Origin of the sequence: Butyrivibrio sp. CB08 (assembly GCF_003625485.1) — a bacterium.
Taxonomy (GTDB): domain Bacteria; phylum Bacillota; class Clostridia; order Lachnospirales; family Lachnospiraceae; genus Butyrivibrio.
Genome location: NZ_RAIR01000001.1, coordinates 444838 through 466123, shown reverse-complemented (window position 1 = coordinate 466123; position 21286 = coordinate 444838). Strand labels below are relative to the sequence as shown.

Here is a 21286-nt window from a genome sequence, read left to right as displayed (position 1 = left end):
TATTTCCTCCTTACAGGTTTGCTGCTCCAATTATTCCGGCGTCTTCGCCAAGCTCAGCCACTGCTATTTCAGGGATCATTCCGTGATCTCCGCCAAAGGCCTCATCTGTCATGATCTCCTTAAGCCTTGGGATAAGGCTCTGTCCATATTTTGAGATCCATCCTCCAATGAGGATAAGCTGAGGTCTGAACATGTTTACGATATTAACTATGCCCTGTCCAAGCATCTGACAGTACTGCTCAAGTATCTCACTGATCTCTTTATCGCCGGAGTCACCTCTTTCAAAGATCTCCTCAAGAGTTAGCTCCTTGCCCAGTTTTTCTGAAACACTAGATAAAAGAGCCGGAACCGAAACGTAAGCTTCAAGACAGCCCTTCCTTCCGCAGGTGCACTGCCTTCCGGAAGCCTTTATCACCTGGTGGCCAACTTCGCTTCCACCCATCATACCGCCTTCAAAGACGTTTCCATTAAGGATGATCCCGCCTCCTACGCCGTTTCCAAGGGTAAACATAACAACGTCGCTAAACTCTTTTCCCGCTCCTGCTATGGCTTCGCCAAGGGCAGCACAGTCTGCGTCATTGGCTATCCTTACAGGACATGGGATTATCTTCTCAAGCTCTTTTGTTAGGAGCACGTTCTCCCAGCGGATATTGTTGGAATAGATGACCGTACCGCTCTTTCTGTCTACAGTTCCAGGCACTCCGACACCAACGCCTATGCACTGATCCAGTGGAATGTTGTTCTCATCAAGGAGCTTCAATGTCTTTTTTGCTGCCTCTTTAATTATCTCAGACGCTGGCCTTTTGGCTTCAGTAGGGTATTTCAGCTCAGCAATAAGGTGCTGCTGGTCATTTACAAGACCTATCTGTACGTTGGAGGATCCGATATTTATTCCAACCCTTACAGGGCTTGCCTTCTCCCTTATGGTTGTAAGAAGAGCATCGCAGGCTCCTTCTATCTGCCAGTCTCCGCTTCCTGCTGACAGGAAGAATGAATCGCCCTTTCTATAGGACAGTTCCTGGCCTTCATTGGAGATCTTTCCCTCGCCGTCCAGTATCAGTATGGACAAAAAAGACTTATCCGACACGTTACCCTGCATCCTGCAGGTCAAAACGCCGTCAAGGTTTAACTTATCAACAGTAAAATAGTCACAGTCCGCTATGTGAGGGTAACCTGCGCCGTTTCTTACGATGGGCACAGTGTTTGTGACAGCCAGCGCCTTCTCAATGTGAAGATCTCGCTTTTTGCCGTCTTTTCCAACTCTTCCATAGTCGTAGACTCTGTAGGTAACATTTGAATTTTGCTGGATCTCAGCAATGAGGATCCCTTTGCCGATGGCGTGAAGGGTTCCGGATTCTATGAAAAGAGCATCTCCCTTCTTAACAGGTACAGCGTTAAGAACCTCTAAAAGTGTGTCCTCAGCTATCCTCTTCGCAAACTCCTCTTTGGATATCTCCCTGTTAAAGCCGTAGTACAAAAATGCGCCTTCCTCAGCATCAAGGACGTACCACATCTCTGTTTTTCCATACTGTCCCTCATTCTTAAGGGCAAAGCCGTTTCCTGGATGCACCTGAACAGAGAGGTTCTCTTTTGCGTCGATGAATTTGGCAAGGACAGGAAATTCGCGAAATCTCCTGCAGTGACTTCCAAGGGCGTCAGGTCCTTCAGCTTTTATGTACTCGAAAAGTGTCTTTCCCTTATATGGGCCATTTTCGATAACAGAGGGCCCGTCCGGATGGCAGGATAGCTCCCAGGCTTCTGCACAGACACTTCCGTCGTATTCTATTCCATATTCCTCAACCAGCCTGTGACCGCCCCAGAGGTAGTCCTTACAGGTGGGCTTAAGTTTTAAAATGCTCATGTTTCCCCCTTATTTGTCCGCGTCAATGGCTATCTTTACGGCGCCCATGATTCCCTGGTCGTCATGAAGGCTTGCGGGAACTATGTATTCATCAAGGTTTTCAAGCTCTTTTGTCTGAATGTAGCCTGCCATCTTATCCCTGAACTTATTTCTTATCAGTGGAAAGAGCTGCTCCTGGTGCATAACTCCTCCCCCAAGGATTATCTTTTGCGGGCTAAGGGTAAGACAGTAGTTAACAAGAGCTGTGGCGATATAGTCTGCTTCCAGCTCCCAGACTTCTTCATTATCCTTGAGCTCTACTCCTTTTTTGCCCCATCTCTTTTCTATGGATACTCCAGAAGCAAGGCCCTCAAGGCAGTCATCGTGGAAGGGACAGACTGAAGATCCTTTGTCATCAGCTCTTTTCCCAATTCTGATATGTCCAAGCTCCGGGTGAAGCATTCCGTGAAGGAGCCTTCCATTGGACATCACGCCTCCGCCAATTCCTGTGCCGATTGTAAGGTAGATGGCATCGGTAAGGCCTTTGGCACAGCCATAGGTGATCTCTCCAAGGATCGAGCCGTTTACATCAGTGTCAAAGCCCACAGGAATCCTAAGGGCATCCTTAAGACATCCCACGATATTGAAGTTCTTCCAGGCTGTCTTTGGAGTTGAAGTGATATATCCGTAGGTCTTTGAAGACTTGTTCAGGTCAATTGGCCCAAAACAGGCAACTCCAAGGGTCCTTATCTCTTTTCCCTTAAAATACTCTATTATCTTAGGCATGGTTTCATCAGGGGTCGTTGTGGGAATGGACTGCTGCTCCAAAATCCTGCCATTCTCATCTCCAATTGCCACAACCATCTTGGTTCCGCCAGCTTCCAGTGCTCCGTAGTTCATATAAGCCCTCCAAAAATACCGTCATAAATTAATTGTAATATAGCAAGCTGTGTTATACTAGACCCATGAAAATACTAATTACCGGAACAAGCCGCGGAATCGGGCTTGCATGCGCAAAAAAATACCTGGAGATGGGACACGAGGTCATTGGCTTTGATGTTGCAGAAAGTGACCTAAGCTCTCCTTCCTACACCCATATGATCGTTGATATTAAAAAAGATCTCCCGGACCTTGACGGTATTAATGTCCTTATTAATAATGCCGGAATCCAGGAGGGACCTGATGTCATCGAGACGAATCTTTCTGCAACCATCGCCGTTACTGAAAAGTATGCCTTTCAGGACAGTATTCACTCAGTGCTTTTCATGGCATCCTCCAGTGCCTCAAATGGTGCGGAATTCCCGGAGTATGCAGCAAGTAAAGGCGGCGTGGTCACATATATGAAAAACACCGCACTTCGCCTGGCGAAATACGGTGCAACTTCTAACAGCATCTCGGCAGGAGGTGTCTACACACCCCTGAATGCTCATATTATGGATGATCCAAAGCTAATGCAGCAGTGCCTTGACGAGACCCTGCTTGGCAGATGGGCATCTGCAGAAGAAATAGCTGATCTATCCTATTATCTGACCAATGTCAACAAGTCCATGACTGGTCAGGACCTGCTCATCGATAACGGCGAGCAGCTAAAATCCAATTTTATCTGGTAACTTCTACTGCCTTAGTGCTTTCCTTTTCCTCGAAATGTGTAAGCTCATAAGGCAGATTTTTCATGCTGAAAACAACAAGTAAAATAGCAACCATCTTATCTACATAATCAGTTACAGCCTGTGTGAGGAATGCACTTCCAAAGAGTTTAAGTGCTGTCTGGGAAAGAGCCTGGATGATAAAGGTAGTTACTACAGCTGATGTGATTCCGCCAAAGAGGAAAGTCTCAATGCAGGCTGAAAGAGCTGATGCAGGAAGTGTAACTATAAGACCTTTCCAGAAAAGTGAAGGAGCGCTGTTCTTTTTATCATGGAAAAGAAATCCTGCTATAACGCCCATGAGAACTCCGCTCACTGAGAAGTAGATCGCATATACATCTCCAAGGGCTCCGTTAATGAGGCCTCCAATAAGAGCTGCTGCTCCTCCTGCAAGTGGTCCCAAAGCGATAGCTGCAAGGATAGTTCCAATGCTGTCAAGGAAGATTGGAAGGTTAAGGAAAAGAGCCAGCTTACTTCCCACAATGTTGATGGCTACTGCAAGTGCAATAAATGTCAGTTTCTTGGTGTTGTTATTCATTTCTAATTTATCTCCTGATTTCTAATATTCTTGGTAAAAACAAATCCCAAAACGCCGCTGTATCTACCTGTGTGTAGATGCAGGCATTACTATCTTTCCTGTAAAAGCCCATGGAGTCCACAACTGTCTGTCCCATGGATATTCCCCCTGTCTCAACCTCAGTAAAGGCCTCGATTCCTGAAAGAATATCTGGTGTTATAAAATGAGCTACAGCCAGCGGGTCGTTGATAACGCACCCTCTTATGTGCTCCCACTCCCAGTGAAACTTAAAGTAAAACTTTGTGATCTTCTCGACGAAATCTCCAACTACCGGATTTTTCTTTTTCATATCCTCAAGAATCTCCGGTGTTAAAACGATAGGCCTTGTGACATCAAGTCCCACCATCTCTATCATGCGGTGATGGTCATAGAGAGTATCAAAGACTACTTTTGCACTGTCGGGATCTTCCCAGTAATTGTACTCAGCTACCGGGGAACAGTTTCCATGGCTTCTAAAGTTACCGCCCATGGACACCAGTCTTTCTATGGATAAAAAAGCATCGAGGTCAGAATCGATAAGCTTCGCAAGGTTTGTAAGTGGCCCAAGAGCTATAACTGAAACATCTCCCCCTTTAAGGGCTTTACTCATAAACTCCACTGCGCTTTGCTCTGGAATATCCTGCTCTGGAACATCAGGCAAAAAGCTCTCCCCAAGGCCATCTTCGCCGTGGGTATCAAGGGCATTCACGTATTCTCTTACACGTGGCCTCTCTGCGCCAACGTATACCGGCACATCAAGTCTTCCAAGAAAGTTCAGCACCTTTTTGGCATTTCTAAATCCCATTTCAGCTGGCGAATTGCCTGCCACAATGGTGATTCCAATAACCTCCAGTTCAGGGCTGTTTAGTGCCAGCATTATTGCCAGGGAATCATCTATCCCCGGATCACAGTCGATAATGACCTTCTTCATGTTCTCCACCTCAAAATTGGGCAAAAAAATTGGCTCTGCCAGAAGCAGAGCCACATAAAAAGACATAGTATTTCCATGTAGTCCTGGTTTTGTTTAGCGACAGGAAGGTACAAATGAACTGTCGTTTTACCTAGCTAGTGGATTATACAACGTACTCTTTAAGAATACAACACAAAATTATCCGATGGACTTTAAATACTGTTTGTTTTCATACATATCTTTGTCTGCACGGTCAAAGACATCAGATACCATACTGTCATTATTAGAATCAAATTCTGCCATTCCAGAGGCGATGACAGGGCCAGTATCACTCTTTTGATTTTCATGGACACGGTCTCTAAGTCTTCCCATAAGCTCATATCTGTGAGAGTAGTCACCTCCACGAAGGAATACTACAAATTCGTCTCCACCTATTCTGAATACCGGACTGTGATCAAATATCTCGCACAAAATCTTAGCAGTCGCTTTGATATATTCATCGCCAGCAGCATGTCCAAGGGTATCGTTTATATTCTTTAAGTCATTGGCATCACACACAACCAGTCCAAATGGAAGATAGTCTACACCATTGTCAATGTTATCCTGAACCGAATTCTCAAGCTCTGTATATGCAGTCTTATTCTTGGTTCCGGTAAGCTCATCTTTTCTTGCCAGTTCTTTCTCACTTTTAAGAGTTTTCAGATACTGCTTCTCTCTCTTGATCTCAGCATCAATATTTTCAAGACCAACAATAAGGTGACTTCCATCACTGGTTTTGCGGACACTCATCCTGGCATAACGCAGTTTTCCCATAAGCAAGATTCGATGATCAAGACTGCATCTTTTCTGTTTTGCAAGGTCAGCAAGAAGCCTGTCCTTATCAACAAAAGCTCTAACAACATCTCTGTCCTGTTTATGTACAACAGTATCAACGTCTCTTATGGTATCTGCAAAGAAATCCTCTCCTTGTTCCGTATCCTCAAGATTAGTATATCCATTAAGAAGCCCATACTTAACGTAGGAATTGTCTTCGATATCTACATAGAAGATAACGTCGTAGTTAGATGCAAGGGTCTCTGCGATACGTCCAAAGGTGATACTCTTTTGCTGAGTCTCAAGCCTCGCCTTCTCCGCATTAAGCTCTTCCTGAATGTCCTTCTCGTAAAGGATGAAATGCTTACCATCGTTGGCACGCATCAATGTAAACAGGAAGTATCTGGACTCTCCCTGAAGTATCAGCCTATATTTTATAGCGAAGGATTTTCTTCCCTCAAGACTTTGAAGAATTATCTCTTTACGATAGAAGTTCCGTGCAATTTCCCTGTCTTCAGGATGGACATACAGCTCGATGTTTTGCTGTGTCTCACCATAGAAATCCTTACCAAGACAAGGCACATTCAGGTCAGCGTATCTCTTACTTATGGCAAATTCAAGGAACTCTCCACTCTCAATATCTACATAATATATAGCTTCATAGTCCTGAGCCATTACAGTCAGGATATGGTCATAGATCTGCTTTTCTCTCTTTTCAGAAGCCTCAACAAAAGAATGGATAACGCTGGATGCGATGATGAGGCCTGAAGCATAGAAAGGAAAAGACACATAAAGAATCTGGCATATCAGAAGCAGTCCCAGCGTACTACTCGAAGCTCCTACCGCGATATATCTGACCTTTTCGCTTCTTATTGATCTGTTGGCGTTGTAAAACATATATATGGAAATAACCAGATAAAGGACGATCTGCAAAAGAAATAGTATATGTCTTCCTGGGCCCGGGATATACTTGTTACTTTCATCAAAATAGAAAATCGTAGGAAAAAATCCATTTGTAAAAAGAACGACGACCCCAACAATAAACAATATCCGCACGGACATCAGAAGACGTTTGCTGCGACGTCCTCTCCTATTGAGGTAAGCTACAATATACCTGGTCCAGGCCAGTAGTGTAACCAGCATCATCAGGAAGTAAAGGGCTGTGGATGTATAAAAAGCAGGGTACAAACCCGGAACAGTATGATAAGCATCCAGAACTCCCCATATGCAGTCAACTATATAATAGATTGCTGCTGCGATAAGGAAATAGCCATAGCGAAGTTCAGCATCTCTGCTCTCATCCTTTTCCTTTCGCAAAGCCATGACATTCCAGATAGGTTCTCTGTTCAGTATTAAGTTCAGCACAAAAGCCAGTGCACTTATATATGCATAATACATAGGATTACACCACGCCTCCCCAAATTACATTAATAATATCACATTTTTACGCACACAATAATCATCTTTATTGCTTTACAGTATCAAAGTATTATGGTATACTATCCAAAACAAAGGCGTTTCGATTATATTCGTGCGCCTTTTTCTTGTATTTTTCGGTAAGGAGGAGATTTTTATGGGTGATTTTTTAAGCAGCGTTGAACAGGTCAACGGCGCAGTCAATGGGTTTGTCTGGGGACTTCCCATGCTGGTTCTTTTAGTTGGAACAGGAATACTGATGACTATCCTGACAAGGGTATTCCAGATCACACACATTAAGCATTGGATCAAGAACACTATCGGGGGCATTTTTGTAGACAAGCATGTAACTGCCCACACTGGAAAGGATGACATGCAGATATCTCAGTTCCAGAGCCTGTGCACTGCTCTGGCAGCCACAATAGGAACTGGTAATATTGCTGGTGTTGCAGCAGCCATACTTTCCGGCGGTCCTGGAGCCATCTTCTGGATGTGGATCGTAGCATTCTTTGGAATGATGACCAATTTCTCAGAGAACGTTCTTGGTATTTATTATAGAAGAAGAAACGAACGCAACGAGTGGTGCGGAGGCGCCATGTACTACCTCAAGTACGGTCTTGGCGAGAAAAAGGGATGTGCTCAGATTGGAGCATTCCTTGCGGTTATGTTCAGTGTATTTTGCGTTATTGCTTCATTTGGTATAGGTAATATGAGCCAGATCAACTCTATCGCAGTAAATATGAATTCCGCCTTTGGAATCCCAACTCTTTTCACAGGTGTTATCCTTATGGCTCTTGCAGGACTTGTAATAGTTGGCGGACTTAAAAGAATCGCATCCGTAACTGAGAGACTGGTTCCTTTTATGGCTATCATCTATCTCGTATGCGCCATTGCCATTGTAGTAGTTAACTACGATAAGATCGGTCCTGTTTTTGTTTCTATCTTCAAAGGTGCCTTTGGAATGAAGGCCGTAGGCGGCGGAATCGTTGGAAGCGGCGTTGCATACGCTATGCAGTGGGGAATGAAGCGAGGCGTCTTCTCAAACGAAGCAGGTCTTGGTTCTTCTGTAATGGTACACTCCTCTTCTAACGTAAGAGAGCCTGTTGTTCAGGGTATGTGGGGAATCTTCGAAGTTTTTGCAGATACCATCATCGTTTGTACCCTTACTGCATTTGCAGTTCTTTCAAGTGGTCTTGTTAACCTTGATACAGGAGAAGTTATATCTGACGCGGTTTCAACTGCCCTTGTTGCTGAAGCTTTCTCAACTGTTTATGGAAAGGCTGGTGCAGCATTTATCGCCATTGCTATCCTGTTCTTTGCTTTCTCTACAGTTCTTGGCTGGAGTCAGTACGGAAGCAGAGGTTTTGAATACCTCTTTGGAACCAAGTCAGCCAAGTACTACCGTATTGTATTTGTTCTGTTCGTAGTAATTGGTGCTACCATGGACCTCACTCTCGCATGGGATCTTTCAGATACCTTTAACGGAATGATGGCGATTCCTAACCTTATCGGAGTCATCGCCCTTTCCGGAACAGTTATGAAGATCACTCAGAACTACGTAGACAGAAAGATCAAAGGTAAAAAGATAAAGCCTATGCTCTCTGCTGTAGATGAGATTCAGGAGCTCCACGAACAGGAGATACAAAAAGTGTCATAACTTTAGTCAAAAACCCCATAAATAAAGATATGTGCGAAGCTATTGCCAAGGTGCAGAGCTTCGCACTTTTTAATTTCTTAACTGCCCAGTTAAGAATCAATTAATAATTGTACAAGAGACAGGTTAAGACTTAAGGAAAATTTAGCGGTAAAGTAACTGCAGAAGCAAAAGTAAACGTTTTAGTAAAAGGGGAAAAAAATGATTACAATAATAAAGGAACATAAGAAAGTAGTTTTTATTTCCGCAGCGCTTGTTGCAGCAACAGCAATCTTCGGAGTTTCCATAAGTTCTAACGCAGCAATGTCTGTAAATGCATATGTAGTAGATAAGGGAACTTTAGACAGCGAGATCGAAGTAAACGGAAATGTAGAGAGTAACCTCGATAAGGTTTACTACTCAGATATCGATGCAAGGATCGCAAGCATCAATATTAAGGAAGGCGACTTTGTAAAGAAGGGAGACGTTATCATCTCCTACGATCTTGAAGACATCGAAAGACTTGAGGCCCTTACAAATCTCCAGGCCAAGGCAGATCTTGGAAGCTACAACAACTCAATGCAGATGGGCGGCCGTACAGCAGGTCTCTACAGCGAAGCAAAGACAAACCTGGCAGTCCTTGATCAGCAGATCGCTGATACCCAGGCTCAGATCACAAGAACTTCAAACTCTCTTATTGAAAAGAAAGCTACTCTTTCAGACTTTGGCGCAAAGCTTCAGGTTTCCCTCATTGAGTGGTCAGATAAGCCTGATTCTGATGAATATGAAAACCTCCAGAAGCTCATCCAGACCAACGTATACGAGCAACAATACCATCCTGACATCGTAAGAATGCAGGAGGAGCTTGACTCTCTTAACACACAGCTTGCAAACCTTAAAGAGTACAAGGCTGAGATGACAAATCAGAAGGCCAGCACAGTAAACGCTCTTATGACTTCCGGTGCAAAAGAAAATCTTACAGCCGTAAAGGAAGCCAATGAGATCTCAAGCAACGAAAAGCTTGCAGACTACGCAGCAGCAAAGGAAGGCATCAAGGCAGAGTTCGATGGTATCGTCACAGAGATCAACGTAACTGAAGGAAGCACCATAGGAAGAGGCACTCAGCTTCTTACACTTAAGTCCACTTCTGACATTGTTATAAAAAGCAGTGTAAATAAGTATGATATAGTGAATGTTGAGGAAGGACAGCCTGCTACTGTTAATATAAAAAACAAGGACTACGCAGGTAAGGTATCACGAATCGAGAGAATGACCAAGGAGTCTGGAACAGGCACAGGTATTGGCATTGAGATCACTCTTGATGAGCCTTCCGATGACATCATTCTTGGTCTTGAAGCAAAATCAAAAATACATACCGCCAATCTTTCAGAAGTTATCCGTATTCCTTTAGAAGCTCTTTCAGAGGATGAGGAAGGAAGCTATGTATTTATTGCTAAGGATGGCAAGGCAGAAAAAGAGTTTGTCGAGTGTGGAATCAGAAATGAGGACATGGTAGAAATAAGATCAGGTCTTGTTGAATCCGATCTGGTAGTATGGAGAGACTCTGAAGAAATAACTGACGGAATGGGTGTAAAGGTGAATAAATAATGACTTTGGAAAAACAGACAATACTAAGTGCAAGAGATCTATCTAAAACATTTTCAAACGGATCAGTCCAGCAGCACGTACTTAAGAATCTGAACCTCTCCATATATAAAGGAGACTTCACAGTAATCATGGGTAACTCAGGATCTGGTAAGAGTACTCTCCTATACGCTCTATCAGGAATGGACAGACCAAGTATGGGCACCATCACCTACTATACTGGCGATGGCAAAGACGAGACCCAGATACAGACCTTTAACAATGACAAGCTCGCCATGTTCAGAAGGGACCACGTGGGCTTTGTTTTCCAGCAAAACTATCTTAACGACAGCATGAGCGCCCTGGATAACGTTATGGTCTGCGGTCTTTTAAAGACTACTGACAGAAAGGCTCTTTCCGAAAAAGCCAAGAAACTCCTTAACAAGGTTGAGATTGAAGAAAATGATTTCCGTAAATTCCCAACCCAGATGTCTGGCGGTCAGCAGCAAAGAGTTGCGGTGGTCAGAGGAGTTATAAACAGTCCTGAAGTTCTTTTCGCAGACGAGCCAACTGGAGCTCTTAACTCACAGAATACAGAAAACGTTCTTGATATCCTCTCCGACTTAAACGACGAGGGCCAGAGCATTGTTATGGTCACACATACCATCAAGGCTGCTGAGCGCGGCAACAGGATCATCTATCTCGCAGACGGTGTAATAAGCGACGAGATCGACCTTGGCCCCTACGTTGGAGATTACAAGAATGAAGCCAATCCCATGATCGAAGAAGCCAGAAGCCGCCATCAGCGTCTTAAAAACTTCCTGCAGGATATGGGATGGTAATTACAGTCATCATTTGAAAGGATTACGCAGTGTACAGATTTTTCTTTATCGCAAAGAATAACATAAAAAAGCAAAAGAGCGACATGATCACCTTCTTTATCCTGTCGGCTCTGGCTTCTCTTTTTATCTTTATCAGCGCCTCTTTCCTGGTGGATACAGGTAAGGTAATTGACACCAACAGAGAAAAGATAAACGCAGCTGATATTCTGGTTATCGTAGGAAACAGCGAGCCAATCGTTGATAAGCTTGAAGAGATCATGAGGGGCAATGTATATCTTAAGAACTTCGAGACTCAGGAGTACCTTGCTTGTGAATCCAAGTACCGAAAAAAAGGAAGCAAGACCTGGATTGAATATCCCTTCTATCTTAGCAGCTATGAAAAAGATACTAAGATCCAGACCCTTAGCATAGACCCCGCAGGGCTTTCAGGAAACGAGGCAATAGTCCCTGTATCCTTTAGCACCACTTTTGAAATAGGTTCCACTATTCAGATAAAGATCGGCGATAACATCTATGATCTTAAGGTTGCAGGTTACAACGAGGATAATATCTTTTGCTCGCCCTTAAACCTTGGTATCTACAAGGTCTATGTATCTGACAGGATGTATGAGGACGTTAAGTTTGAAAATCCCAAGGGTGCCACAGATTCAAGGTATCTTAAATCACAGCTTACTGATACAGCCCAAAAGAAGCACCTTGATACCAACGCCCTCTCTGATCAGATCACTGATGATCTTATAAACTGGTACAACGATTACACCAATTCTCACCCTGATGTAAAGATCCCAAGCATCAATGTTATCCCTTCGGATCTTATGAAGACAGGATCCATGATCCTTCCTCTCATCTTCGTTGCTATGATATTTCTTTTCGCTATCATCATCCTGGCAATAGCTATTGTCATCATCAACTTCAGCGTCAAGAATTTCATCATGACGAACATGAAGAACACAGCCATCATGGAGGCTTCAGGTTACACGGTAAAAGAGCTTGTCCTGATCCTGCTGTTTCAGCTGCTTTTGGTTTCAGGTCTTGGCACACTTATAGGCATTGTGGTTGGTGCTCTTCTTCTTGATAAGATTGGCATTATCATCCTCATTACCCTGGGGCTACGTTGGAATCAGCCAGTAAATATTCCAGTGGCGATCACAGTATTTGTCAGCATCTGCCTTCTGATCTCAGGCCTCACCATAATGCTTGGCAGGGAATACAGCAAGGTAAGCGTTTTGTCTGCTCTTAGAGGCGGAGTTAATACTCACAATTATAAAAAGAACCTGTTCTCTTTCGACAAGACTTCCTTTCCAATTGCAGTGACTCTGGCCCTGAAGGATACCTTTGGAAGATTCAGGAACCAGCTTGGCGTAATCTTCATCATGATGATCCTTGCCTTATCTACCATTGTTGCCTTTGGAATGGCGGACACCTATGGTAGCGATGAGGGCATCCTTGAAACTGGAGGCTTTGATGTTTACGGCGCATTCCTCTCCGGAGACGAGATCATGGAAAAGAATGTCCAAAGCATGAAGACCGTTAAAAACACCAGACGTGAGTCCTGGATGAGTGTCAACTACTATTACAAAAAGAACAAGCAGAGTATCACCACCAGATCTTTTTCAGATACATCAACCATTGTTGGCGGTTCCATTATAGAGGGTCGCTGGCCCAAGTACCCAAATGAAGTCATGCTGGCAACCAACACATCCACAAGGCTTGGAGCGGGAGTCGGCGATGTTGTGACAGTTAAGAATAACATGGCAGATGAATCCTACATCGTATGCGGAATCTGCCAGACCATGAACAACATGGGAATGATGGCATTCATGACTACAGACGGTCTCTCAAAGGTAACCTCTCTTCCAGAAACCATGAATATCTGCGTTAACTTTAAGGACGGCGTGACCTTTGCGGATTTTGAGAAAGAGTTTAAGGAGTCCTATCCAGAAGTAACTGTCTCCGACTACGCAGAAGCTGCCCACCAGACTGTTGGTATTATCACCTCAGGAATGAAGGTCTTTACATATTTCGTAGTACTTATCACTATCCTTGTGGTGGCCTTTGTTGAATCACTTATTGTCAGGACCAACATCAACAAGCAGTGGAGAAACCTGGGTGTAAGTAAGGCTCTTGGCTTTACATCAAGGCAGCTCATCTTCCAGGTTATGATGTCAAACCTTCCTGCAATTCTTATTGGTGTTACATTAGGACTGCTTCTCTCTCCTGTCCTGGGAGGTAAGCTCATGGTGGCTACATTCTCAATCTTTGGATTTAAGAAAGTAACCTTCACCATCGGAGTTTTATCCTATATTCTCACGGCCATCATAATCTGCGGAGTAGCTCTTTTGACCGCAGCTGTGATGGGACGCAGGATAAAGAGCCTTGAACCTGTTAAGATGATTACCGAAGAATAATAGATTTATGTTACAATAATCCATACGGAGATGACGTTATGCATTACAACTGTCTTATTGTGGATGATGAAATTGAATTAGCAAAAATGACTGCAGAGTATTTCAGGATGTTCGACGTTTCTACAGAATATGTAGACAGCGCGGCGTCCTGTCTTACATTTTTCGAAGAAGGAAATACCACTGATCTGGTGCTCCTTGATATAAACCTTGGAGACGGCTCAGGGTTTGATGTCTGCAAAAAACTCAGGGAAGACATGCAGCTTCCTATCCTGTTTATCAGCGCAAGACAGAGCGACGATGATGTCCTTATTGCTCTGTCCATCGGCGGCGACGACTACATCAAGAAACCCTACAGTCTCTCTATCCTTCTGGCAAAGGTCAAGGTAAACCTTAAGAGGATTGCCCAGATGAAAGAGGCAACAACAAGTGGAGATGCTGCTTCTGCTTCTGATAATGGTGATGAGGGTGCGTCACCTTCCAAGGATTTTATAATGGACTATCCAACCATGTCCGTCATCATCAAAGGAAACAGCATCCCTCTAAAAGCCAAGGAATATGCCCTTCTTAACTGTCTCTATCAGTACAAGGGCACAATAGTAAAAAAGGAAGTTCTCTTCGACGAGGTGTGGGGAGATACTTTTTTCAGCGACAGTACGCTTAACGTACATATAAGGAAGCTTCGTGAAAAGATTGAGGAAAATCCCAACGAGCCAAAGCTCATTAAGACTGTTTGGGGAACGGGATACATTTTAGAGCTGTCATGAAAAATTTAAAGAGGATATTTATTTCTTTTACCATACTCATGGTCATAGGAATCTCACTCTTCTACAGGATTTCTGAAAAGACCCAGTATGGAAAAAGAGACATCGTATACTATAACGATCAGCTTCACCAGATAGAACAGGATCTCGAAAACGGGATGCCTGAGTCTTTTGCTGAGGAAAAATACTCCTGCGAGATCATTATGGCAAAAGAGATAAATAATCCGGAGCTCACTGAACTATACGTTGATGGCGCTCTTGTCCTGGACCTTACAGTGGATGGCGACTACATCGGAAAAGTCGCATGGAATGACAAGCTGGATAACTTTGACAATACCAAGAAGCAGTTTCTTTACGCCGCCACCCTTTTATGGGCAGTTATCCTTGTACTTGGCTATCTTCTCATGTTCTATATGAACAGATCTTTTTTAAAACCCATCGAAGAACTTAAAGATTTCGCCATCAACATAGCAAAGGGCGATCTTGATAAGCCTCTGCCCATCCGCAAGGACAACATGTTTGGAAGCTTTGTTGAAGGCTTTGACATGATGCGTGAACAGATAAAACTCTCCATCAGCCGTGAGCGACAGGCTGAGATAGCAAGAAAAGAGCTGATCCAGGGCCTTAGCCATGACATCAAAACTCCGCTTTCTGTAATCGGAGCAACCTGTGAAGTACTAGAGCTTAAGTACTCAAGGAAAATGAAAGAAGAAGGCGCTCCCATAGAGGAATGCCAGGACACCCTTGATAAGGTTCGGACCATCTCATCCAAAGCCCAAAGCGTAAGTGCTCTCATGAGTGACGTGATGCACGCAAGCCTTGAGAAAATGGAAAAGGTAGAGCTAAACGTCAAAGAAGAAAGCACTGTTCTTCTTGAAGAAAGAATACGTTCACTCTCCTCTTATGGAAAAATCGTATTAGAAAATCACATCCACCCATGTCTTGTCTACATGGACAGACAGCGCATGGATCAGGTAATCGATAACATTATTGGTAACTCCACCAAGTACGCTGGAACTGATATTTCAGTTTCTTTCTCCGAAACTGAAGATATGCTGATGGCCGATGGAAAGAGCGGAAGCTTTATCAAGATACGTATAAGGGACTATGGTCCTGGCGTTGATAAGGACGATCTTCCACTTATCTCTGAAAAGTATTATCGAGGCAAGAACTCTTCTGATAAATCCGGATACGGCCTTGGAATGTACCTGTGTAAGATGTACATGAACAAACAGGGCGGAGGTATGGAATACTACAATGACGGCGGATTTGTGGTTGAACTGCTGCTTAGAAAAGTGTGATTCTCCCTTAGCAAACAAAAAAGGAATGGCGTAGGCCATTCCTTTAATTATTTATGGAATTATATAAGTTTAAGGATCTGAGCAACAGTGGCTACTATATCGATACCAAACTGTGCCAGAACAACCATTGCCACAAAGAATGCTGTGTAAAGAAGCATTCCAGGATTCACCATTGTGGTGTTAAATCTGTGTCCCTTTTCAACCTCTCCTGGATGATATGCAAATCTAACTCTTTTCCTGTTTACTATCATAAGAACGATTCCAACAATAACGAGGATGATCACTGCAAAACCAATAAACATCATTCCTGTAAGGGCTGCACTGTTTTCCTGAACAAACTGCATATACCCTTCAGTGTCACCGTTGTTGAGAAGTCTTATCATCTCTCCTACATCAACATTTCCCATGGCATTTCTTGTAACGAGAGTATTGATGCCATTTATGATCATGTGAAGAAGGATTGTATATATGACCCTGCCTGTCCTTATGTAAATGAATGCAAAAAACATTCCAAGGGTAGTTGCATAAACGAACTGTGAAAGGTTCTGATGGAAAAGACCAAACATCAGACCAGAAATAAGCATTGCTGGAAGCTCTCCAAAATTGCCCACTCTGTCGATGATAAACTTTCTAAACAGCAGCTCTTCAAATACAGGTGCAAGGAAAACAGCAAATATAAGCCATACAGTTGGATTAGTATCTTCGAAGGCATCAAGAAGGGGTACAACCGCGCCTTTGCCTGTAAATCTTCCAGCAATACCATTAAGGATCATGCCGCAAAGATTTGAAAGATACATAATGGTGTATCCGATGATGGCACATGCGATAAATTTTCCTGCTCCAAGCTTCTTCTTGGGGATGTCAAATTTGGGCACATTTCTGATAACCAGGTACATAAGCGGATAGAGCATCGCAAAACGAAGTACCATGTCAACAACTGTTAATATGCCTGAATCTAAACTCTCAAGAAGTCCAGTTAAGCCAATAATAAAAAGAGCTAATATCCAGATTGCCAGGTAAAGCAAGTAGGTTAGCGTATACCTCATACCAATCTTTGAGTACGCTTCTTTTGCTTGTATCATTTTTTCATTCTCCTCTCTTTGCCTTAGAGTATTCCAAAGGCCATGTCATACATGTCTCTTGCATCTATCGTGTTTCTAATATAGTTAGGCTCATCAGGTTCATATCTAACGTACTTCTCAACCTCTTCGATAAGTGCAAGATAACAGACTGCAAGGGCATATCTTATTTCTGTTTCACTGGTTAGAACTATCTTCTCCTTAGCTGTCTCGTTATAGATTGACAGCTCTTTTTCCTTGGCAGAAAGAGGTGCCTTCTGACCAGGTCCAAGAGTTATGAAGTCTGCAACGGGGTCTCCCCAGAACCCGCGCTCAGGATCTATCCAGCATATCGTGCCCTTGCTATATAGGACGTTGCTGTCCCATAGGTCGAAGTTTACCATACGGCAGGGAACTGACTTAAGCAGATCCTTGTGCTTATCTATCATGGCTATGAACTTCTCTCCATCTGGTGTTTCGTAGCCCAGGTTTTTACAGTCATTAACCAGGGAACTGGCCATGGACTTAAGGGCTTCATACCAGGTGTCATAAAGGCCGGTCTGAATGTAGCCAAACTTATCATTATGTATCTTATGGATCTTGGTGAGCATCTCTATCTTCTGTCTCTGTACGCTTTCGTATTCATCATCAGAAAGGTTGGCTGCCCACAAAGGCTCTCCATCCATTAGCTGCATGATGAAGCATTTGCTCTTGATGATATTTTCCGAGAAGTCCTCTACATAAACCTGAGGGCAGAGAATATCTGTGTTCTCATGCATCTTTTTGTACCAGAAAACTTCCGAAGCCATCATGTTCTTTTCATAGCTTAAGATGCTGGCTCCTTCTGGAGGTGCGATCTTTAGGGCGTAGCTGCGTGCGTCCTTGCAGCTTACCTTGTAGGCCGCATTGAACTCACCATTTCCAAGAAGTGCTATCTCTTCCACTTCACCAATGTCATGGAAGGAAAAAAGTTTTCTGATCTCCATTTCAGTCGCTTCGTATTTTGTTTTGCTCTTAACCATAGTCTCCTCCTTGTCTGTAAGTCTCCTCCTGAGCCTAGTATCGCATAAATATTCAAATTCATGATTATCCGCACGGATGTTGACAGGTTTTACACTGATTTTGTAGAGAAGATTTTGCTGGAGTTTCCCTTTAGGCAAAAAGAAAGCGTACAGCCTCTGCAGACTGTACGCATTATGTATAACCCTTTATTACTAACTGTCATGCCAGGCGAAGGTTTACGTCTTCTACCTGATGATGATCAAAACTGTTAAATGAATCTGAGATAGGATAACATTTCCTGATCCTCATCACTGCTGAAAGCGCCCCCAATGAAGCAAGTGTCTCCTCAAGCTCAACGCTGGCAGTTTTATTCTGAAGTACAACAGACTCTCTCTTTTTCATATTTCCCTCCTCATATGAATATCACACAAGGACTATTGTACCTCTTTTCCGAGAAAACAAATCTTAAAGATTTATAAATTCTGAAGCGGCAGTCCATAGAGCCCCGCAATCTTTTTATCCAGCTTTTGCCTTGCCAAAGCGCTTCCTGACTCAATTATCTCGTCTACCAGCTTAACAATAGCCCTCTGGTTTTTGGCATCAGCGACAGGAATCGGTATCTGCTCAAGATGAGATCTAAGTACCTTAACTGATCCAAACATCTTTGAATAATAGAACTGCGCAGCGCTGGAATTGAGGACAGCCATTACGTACTTCATACTTAGTCCTGGTATCTGTGGAATCAGGATGTTGCAGCTGTTGAGAGAAAGGATTCCAGTGTCATCATAGGCAAAGACTAACTCTTTACTAATGAAGCGATATAGAAGTTTTTCTTTGGCACGATAAACTTCTGTCTTAGCAACCTGTTGAAATTTGTCAGGTTCAAAATGCATGAAGTTATTGGACACTTCATATTTGAACTTACTAATATCAGTTCCCTTTAGAACAGGCTCATTGTCGGCAGTCTTAACATCTGATATAAACTTCTTGTTGTCACCAGTTACTATTCCAAGTCCAAAGACAGCATGGCCTTTCAGAGTCGTCTTATTCTCGATACTTTCCATTTTCCTGATGACTTCATATTCATCATCAGTGATTCTAAAGCTTAATGAAGATGCATCGGCCGTCCTTGAAGTCCCAATAGTAAATTCTCTGCTTCCATCCTTAATCACAAGTCCCTTACTACTAAATGGCTTACCAGTATATTTCGCATGCAGAATTATAGAAGGGCACTGAACACCATGGAACACTTCTCCAAGGTATTCAACATATTCAAAGTTGCAACGACCAAGCAGAAATTCTCTGATGCTCTTATGGGCCTTAACGCTTAATATCGATTCAGGCAGAACAAAAGAAAGATGTCCGTTTTTCCTAAGGCTCTTAATCCCCTTCTCCACAAAGGCGTCATAGGGATCTTCACTTCCCCATGGCGGGTTACCAATGATGTAGTCAAATTTTCTTTTATCACTCATCTTCAAAAAATCTGACTGAGTGATATGACTATAGATTTTCTTCTTATCATAGACATCGTACTTTAGTGCGTAATTTATCCTGGAAAGGCTCACACTGATCTCATCGATGTCATTACCGTAGACCTGCTCGTTCTTAATTCCCTCAGGGAGCTGCAAGATAAAGTTGCCAGTTCCGCAGCAGGGATCCAGGATTTCTTTTCCCTCAAAGGATCCATTGGAAAAGAGATTGTCGCAGAGCTTACCAACCACCTCTGTTGGCGTGAAGTAAGATCCGCTGGCCTTTCTCTTAGTGAGGTTACTGAGTGAAATGTATAGAAGCCCCAGAGTGTCTTCTGTTGGAATATATGTATAGCTTATGGAAAAGAGCTCCTGATGTGCTTTCCTGAATTTCTCAGTCAAAGTCTTTCCATTAAGAAGGTCATCTAAAAGAAAGGCTCCCTGTGTTTTATCCTTCATAAGCTGAAGCGCACAATCAGAAAGGAGAGTTCTAAGAAGAGCCTCGTCCACTGTCAGCTCTTTTTCCTTGATATAGTTCAGTACACTTAGCACTGATGAAATGTTTGGAGATGATTTTGAAACATAGGAATAGTACAGATCAAAACCGGATTTGTACTTCTTGTTTCTACGGCTCTTAAGAGAAGTGTTCCTTCCAGACTCAATATCTTTTTTCAGATTGGAAACATAGACTGAATCAAAAAGTGGAGTCTTCTTATCAAAACCAGATGGGGAGATCTTGCCAAGACGAAGCCAGTTGCGGCCTGTAGCCATAGATATGGACAGCTCGCTGCAGAGCTGTGATAAAGTAAGCTGCTTCCTCATACATTTCTCCCACCAAAACTTTTGCAAATGATCTATCACATTTGCGATTAATCTTATTTATATATTATACTGAAATTGGAACAATTAATAGTCTTTAGTTGTAAATGGGCAAGGAAGATTATGGTTGATAACATTGAGGTTCTAATTCATAGCAGTCTCAGAATAAAGAGCAGCGTGGGAATGATCTACGTTGATCCTTTTCAGATTGCGGACAATTACAACGATGCTGATTACATCTTCATTACCCACCCTCACTATGATCACTTCTCGATTGATGATATCAGGAAAGTCATTGGCGACTCTACTGTTATCGTGGCTCCAGAGAGTATGATAGACGACGCCATGGAATTTGAACGCGAGACTTCAGAGATCATTGGTGTTGAGCCTGGCGTCACCAGAGAAATTGGCGCTATGACTATTGAGACTATTCCCGCTTACAACAACATCAAACCTTTCCATCCAAGGCGTGCTGAGTGGGTTGGATATATTCTGAGCATTGATGGAAAGAGAATCTATATCGCCGGTGATACAGGTGTAACCAAGGAAGCCAAACAGGTTAAGTGCGACATTGCTCTCGTTCCAATTGGCGGAACTTATACCATGGATTCCAGAAAGGCCGCAGAGCTTATCAACATCATCGCTCCCGAGTATGCTATTCCTACTCACTACGGCTCTACTGTTGGAAGGCCATCAGATGCGAAAGACTTTGCTGCACTGGTAAAAGCCCCCATCAAAGTTGTCGAAAAAATAAAGTTTTAAAATCGCAAATTAGTTGTTGACAATATAGGCCTGTTCGCGTTATATTATCTTAGTCGGCTCCAATGAGCAGGCAGTTATGGCGAGGTAGCTCAGCTGGCTAGAGCACGCGGTTCATACCCGCGGTGTCGAGGGTTCAAGTCCCCCTCTCGCTACTAAAAAAGGAAGTGCAGATTGCACTTCCTTTTTGCGTTATGGGGAATATCTTCAGCAATAATGAGAGTTTAACGTAAGCCATAGCGCATGCAGCAGTGGTTTCTGTGACAGCCTGCTAACACGATACCTGCGATTGCTCTAAAAATGTTCTTTCTGTTTTCCATAATATTTTTCCTCCATTCATGCGCCATGCACATCTCGTATTTTTACATCCTTTTATTTATACGAGGAAAAAAAATGAATGGCAGGAAAAAGAGACTTTGAAATTTTCTCTGTAAATATGGAAATTCTATGATAATTTAGATTTGTGAGG

At 43.1% G+C, this 21286-nt stretch carries 17 protein-coding genes and 1 tRNA gene; 9 read left to right on the top strand and 9 right to left on the bottom strand.

From position 1 onward, the window contains the following. Positions 1 to 10: 10 nt before the first annotated feature. Both D6855_RS02060 and D6855_RS02055 read right to left on the bottom strand, forming a co-directional pair. Entirely contained in the window at positions 11 to 1861 is a 1851-nt protein-coding gene (locus D6855_RS02060) for a type I phosphomannose isomerase catalytic subunit (RefSeq protein ID WP_120737526.1), read from the bottom strand. A 9-nt stretch (positions 1862 to 1870) separates the two neighbouring features. Next, positions 1871 to 2740, bottom strand: a complete 870-nt coding sequence (locus D6855_RS02055; protein WP_120737524.1) for an ROK family protein — start codon at positions 2738 to 2740, stop codon at positions 1871 to 1873. A 65-nt stretch (positions 2741 to 2805) separates the two neighbouring features. Here D6855_RS02055 and D6855_RS02050 point away from each other — a divergent pair, with 65 nt between their 5' ends. Continuing rightward, entirely contained in the window at positions 2806 to 3450 is a 645-nt protein-coding gene (locus D6855_RS02050; RefSeq protein ID WP_120737522.1) for an SDR family NAD(P)-dependent oxidoreductase, read from the top strand. On the opposite strand, the gene D6855_RS02045 is transcribed toward D6855_RS02050, so the two are convergent. From D6855_RS02045 to D6855_RS02035, 3 genes are all read right to left on the bottom strand, one after another. Beyond that, positions 3440 to 4024: an ECF transporter S component gene (locus D6855_RS02045; RefSeq protein ID WP_120737520.1), complete on the bottom strand. Its 585-nt coding sequence runs from the start codon at positions 4022 to 4024 to the stop codon at positions 3440 to 3442. The two genes, D6855_RS02050 and D6855_RS02045, sit on opposite strands and share 11 nt — an antisense overlap. Before the next feature lie 7 nt (positions 4025 to 4031). Beyond that, positions 4032 to 4973, bottom strand: coding sequence for a nucleoside hydrolase (locus D6855_RS02040; RefSeq protein ID WP_120738129.1), 942 nt, complete (start codon positions 4971 to 4973; stop codon positions 4032 to 4034). A 177-nt stretch (positions 4974 to 5150) separates the two neighbouring features. Beyond that, a complete protein-coding gene (locus D6855_RS02035; RefSeq protein ID WP_120737518.1) occupies positions 5151 to 7163 on the bottom strand; it encodes a histidine kinase N-terminal 7TM domain-containing diguanylate cyclase in 2013 nt (670 codons plus the stop codon). Between the two features lie 175 nt (positions 7164 to 7338). On the opposite strand from D6855_RS02035, the gene D6855_RS02030 reads away from it, so the two are divergent. The 6 genes from D6855_RS02030 to D6855_RS02005 all read left to right on the top strand — a co-directional run bounded on the left by D6855_RS02030 (position 7339) and on the right by D6855_RS02005 (position 15710). After that, positions 7339 to 8838: an alanine/glycine:cation symporter family protein gene (locus D6855_RS02030; protein ID WP_120737516.1), complete on the top strand. Its 1500-nt coding sequence runs from the start codon at positions 7339 to 7341 to the stop codon at positions 8836 to 8838. A 198-nt stretch (positions 8839 to 9036) separates the two neighbouring features. Then, positions 9037 to 10422, top strand: coding sequence for an efflux RND transporter periplasmic adaptor subunit (locus D6855_RS02025; protein ID WP_120737514.1), 1386 nt, complete (start codon positions 9037 to 9039; stop codon positions 10420 to 10422). Next, positions 10422 to 11240, top strand: a complete 819-nt coding sequence (locus tag D6855_RS02020) for an ABC transporter ATP-binding protein (RefSeq protein WP_120737512.1) — start codon at positions 10422 to 10424, stop codon at positions 11238 to 11240. The genes D6855_RS02025 and D6855_RS02020 overlap by 1 nt, the downstream gene beginning before the upstream one ends. Before the next feature lie 29 nt (positions 11241 to 11269). Beyond that, positions 11270 to 13648, top strand: a complete 2379-nt coding sequence (locus tag D6855_RS02015; protein ID WP_120737510.1) for an ABC transporter permease — start codon at positions 11270 to 11272, stop codon at positions 13646 to 13648. A 38-nt stretch (positions 13649 to 13686) separates the two neighbouring features. Next, complete coding sequence (locus tag D6855_RS02010; RefSeq protein WP_120737508.1) at positions 13687 to 14412, top strand: response regulator transcription factor; 726 nt, start codon at positions 13687 to 13689, stop codon at positions 14410 to 14412. Next, positions 14409 to 15710: a HAMP domain-containing sensor histidine kinase gene (locus D6855_RS02005; protein WP_120737506.1), complete on the top strand. Its 1302-nt coding sequence runs from the start codon at positions 14409 to 14411 to the stop codon at positions 15708 to 15710. Before D6855_RS02010 ends, D6855_RS02005 begins: the two co-directional genes overlap by 4 nt. Before the next feature lie 59 nt (positions 15711 to 15769). Here the strand turns inward: D6855_RS02005 and D6855_RS02000 are convergent, their stop codons facing one another. From D6855_RS02000 to D6855_RS01985, 4 genes are all read right to left on the bottom strand, one after another. Continuing rightward, complete coding sequence (locus tag D6855_RS02000; protein WP_120737504.1) at positions 15770 to 16792, bottom strand: CPBP family intramembrane glutamic endopeptidase; 1023 nt, start codon at positions 16790 to 16792, stop codon at positions 15770 to 15772. A gap of 23 nt (positions 16793 to 16815) precedes the next feature. After that, positions 16816 to 17790 carry a phosphotransferase family protein gene (locus D6855_RS01995; protein WP_120737502.1) on the bottom strand — a complete coding sequence of 325 codons (975 nt, stop codon included), beginning with the start codon at positions 17788 to 17790 and terminating at the stop codon, positions 16816 to 16818. Between the two features lie 199 nt (positions 17791 to 17989). Further along, positions 17990 to 18172 (bottom strand): hypothetical protein, encoded by a 183-nt coding sequence (locus D6855_RS01990; RefSeq protein WP_120737500.1) that lies wholly within the window; start codon positions 18170 to 18172, stop codon positions 17990 to 17992. A gap of 71 nt (positions 18173 to 18243) precedes the next feature. Next, complete coding sequence (locus tag D6855_RS01985; RefSeq protein WP_120737498.1) at positions 18244 to 20061, bottom strand: TaqI-like C-terminal specificity domain-containing protein; 1818 nt, start codon at positions 20059 to 20061, stop codon at positions 18244 to 18246. Between the two features lie 120 nt (positions 20062 to 20181). Here D6855_RS01985 and D6855_RS01980 point away from each other — a divergent pair, with 120 nt between their 5' ends. Beyond that, positions 20182 to 20820, top strand: coding sequence for an MBL fold metallo-hydrolase (locus D6855_RS01980; protein WP_120737496.1), 639 nt, complete (start codon positions 20182 to 20184; stop codon positions 20818 to 20820). Positions 20821 to 20898: 78 nt separating this feature from the next. Continuing rightward, positions 20899 to 20972: transfer RNA gene (locus tag D6855_RS01975), tRNA-Met, on the top strand. The last annotated feature ends 314 nt before the right edge of the window (positions 20973 to 21286 follow it).

Bases quoted from the DNA above. Each gene is read 5' to 3' on its own strand.
- D6855_RS02060 (WP_120737526.1), bottom strand. From the start codon at position 1,861: ATGAGCATTTTAAAACTTAAGCCCACCTGTAAGGACTACCTCTGGGGC.
- D6855_RS02055 (WP_120737524.1), bottom strand. From the start codon at position 2,740: ATGAACTACGGAGCACTGGAAGCTGGCGGAACCAAGATGGTTGTGGCA.
- D6855_RS02050 (WP_120737522.1), top strand. From the start codon at position 2,806: ATGAAAATACTAATTACCGGAACAAGCCGCGGAATCGGGCTTGCATGC.
- D6855_RS02045 (WP_120737520.1), bottom strand. From the start codon at position 4,024: ATGAATAACAACACCAAGAAACTGACATTTATTGCACTTGCAGTAGCC.
- D6855_RS02040 (WP_120738129.1), bottom strand. From the start codon at position 4,973: ATGAAGAAGGTCATTATCGACTGTGATCCGGGGATAGATGATTCCCTG.
- D6855_RS02035 (WP_120737518.1), bottom strand. From the start codon at position 7,163: ATGTATTATGCATATATAAGTGCACTGGCTTTTGTGCTGAACTTAATA.
- D6855_RS02030 (WP_120737516.1), top strand. From the start codon at position 7,339: ATGGGTGATTTTTTAAGCAGCGTTGAACAGGTCAACGGCGCAGTCAAT.
- D6855_RS02025 (WP_120737514.1), top strand. From the start codon at position 9,037: ATGATTACAATAATAAAGGAACATAAGAAAGTAGTTTTTATTTCCGCA.
- D6855_RS02020 (WP_120737512.1), top strand. From the start codon at position 10,422: ATGACTTTGGAAAAACAGACAATACTAAGTGCAAGAGATCTATCTAAA.
- D6855_RS02010 (WP_120737508.1), top strand. From the start codon at position 13,687: ATGCATTACAACTGTCTTATTGTGGATGATGAAATTGAATTAGCAAAA.
- D6855_RS02005 (WP_120737506.1), top strand. From the start codon at position 14,409: ATGAAAAATTTAAAGAGGATATTTATTTCTTTTACCATACTCATGGTC.
- D6855_RS02000 (WP_120737504.1), bottom strand. From the start codon at position 16,792: ATGATACAAGCAAAAGAAGCGTACTCAAAGATTGGTATGAGGTATACG.
- D6855_RS01995 (WP_120737502.1), bottom strand. From the start codon at position 17,790: ATGGTTAAGAGCAAAACAAAATACGAAGCGACTGAAATGGAGATCAGA.
- D6855_RS01990 (WP_120737500.1), bottom strand. From the start codon at position 18,172: ATGAAAAAGAGAGAGTCTGTTGTACTTCAGAATAAAACTGCCAGCGTT.
- D6855_RS01985 (WP_120737498.1), bottom strand. From the start codon at position 20,061: ATGAGGAAGCAGCTTACTTTATCACAGCTCTGCAGCGAGCTGTCCATA.
- D6855_RS01980 (WP_120737496.1), top strand. From the start codon at position 20,182: ATGGTTGATAACATTGAGGTTCTAATTCATAGCAGTCTCAGAATAAAG.